We start from the raw sequence: 1,673 nt of genomic DNA on the forward strand, positions 1-1,673 counted from the left end.
CTGGCTGTGTCAAAACGCTGCTCGTGCTATGGTCTTCCGGGTTGACCGGAGGTTGGCATGGGGCGCTTCGTTTGTGGTTCTGATCGCGATCAGGTGACACTGTTTCCGCCCTGCCTCCAGGACTGGATCGAGGAGGACAATCCGGTCCGGGTGATCGATGCTTTTGTCGATGCGCTGGATCTGGGGTCGCTCGGCTTCGAGGGTGTCGAAGCGGCCGCGACGGGACGCCCTAGCTATCATCCTTTCGCTCTCTTGAAGCTTTATGTCTACGGCTACCTGAACCGCGTTCCGTCCAGCCGCCGCCTGGAACGCGAGGCTGGCCGCAATGTCGAGGTGATGTGGCTGACGGGCCGTCTGTCGCCCGATCACAAGACCATTGCCGAATTCCGCCGACGGAACGGCAAAGCCATCGGACGGGTCTGCGCCCGCTTCGTTTCCCTGTGCCGCGAGATGGGTCTCCTGACAGGTACACGCGTTGCGATCGACGGCTCGAAGTTCAAGGCGGTCAACAATCGCGACCGCAACTTCACCAAGGCCAAGCTTGAGCGGCGGCGCGAACAGATCGAGGAGAGCGTATCGCGTTACCTCGCCCAGCTCGACACGGCCGACCGCCAGGAGCCGACGCCGGAGCTTGCTGCCAAGGTCGTTCGGCTGAAGGAGAAGATTGCCCGTCTTGGACAGGAGATGGAGCGCCTTGCCGGCCTGGAAGCGCAGATGGCGGCGGCACCGGACCGGCAGATTTCGCTGACCGATCCCGACGCCCGCTCGATGGCGACCAGCGGGCGCGGCTCGGGCATGGTCGGCTATAACGTCCAGATGGCGGTGGAGAGCGGACATCACCTGATCGTCGCGCACGAAGTCACCAATGTCGGATCGGACCGGGCTCAACTCAGCGGCATGGCCGAGAAGGCCAGACAGGCGCTTCAGGTCGATCGGCTCGATGCGGTGGCCGACCGAGGCTACTACTCCGGTGAGGAGATCCTGGCTTGCGAGAACGCCGGCATCGCCGTCACCCTGCCTCGTCCCATGACATCGGGAGCCAAGGCGGCAGGGCGCTTCGGCAAGGAGGACTTTCTCTACATCCGCGAGGAGAATGCCTATCGCTGCCCGGCAGGAGAGATGCTCGCCTACCGCTATACGACGGTGGAAAACGGCCTGACGCTCAGCCGCTACTGGACGAATGCCTGCCAAACCTGCCCGCTGAAGGCGGACTGCACCACGGGCAAGGAACGACGCGTGACGCGCTGGGAGCACGAGGACGTTCTGGAGAACGTCCAGCGCCGGCTGGACGCCGACCCGCAGGCCATGCAGGTGCGACGCGAGACGGTCGAGCACCCCTTCGGCACACTGAAGGCGCGGATGGGGGCGACCCACTTCCTGACCCGGACGCTGCCACGCGTGTCGGCCGAGATGGCGTTTCACGTGCTCGCCTACAATCTGACCCGCGTCCTCAACATCATGGGAAGCAGAAAGCTCCTCGCTGCCATGACAGGCTGATAGGGCCCGTGTCCGTGGCGCGGAGTGAGCAACTGGATGGCAGAAGCAATCTGGATCACTTTGTCCCGGCGATATCGGACAACGCAGCCGTCAAAGCCCCATCTCCCGGCGCTCGGCCATCCGGTCGGCCTCAAAACATCGAACGATAACCCTGTCGACGTTTTGACACGGCCTGG

General features: G+C 63.8%; 1 protein-coding gene. It reads left to right on the forward strand.

From position 1 onward, the window contains the following. Positions 1-57: 57 nt before the first annotated feature. Positions 58-1,497: an IS1182 family transposase gene (locus B9A15_RS22295; protein WP_084413146.1), complete on the forward strand. Its 1,440-nt coding sequence runs from the start codon at positions 58-60 to the stop codon at positions 1,495-1,497. Positions 1,498-1,673: the final 176 nt, after the last annotated feature.

The organism is Fulvimarina manganoxydans (assembly GCF_900176465.1).
Classification (GTDB): Bacteria; Pseudomonadota; Alphaproteobacteria; order Rhizobiales; family Rhizobiaceae; genus Fulvimarina; species Fulvimarina manganoxydans.

What these genes read in the sequence shown, in the direction of transcription:
- B9A15_RS22295 (WP_084413146.1), top strand. Translation starts at nt 58, where the DNA reads ATGGGGCGCTTCGTTTGTGGTTCTGATCGCGATCAGGTGACACTGTTT.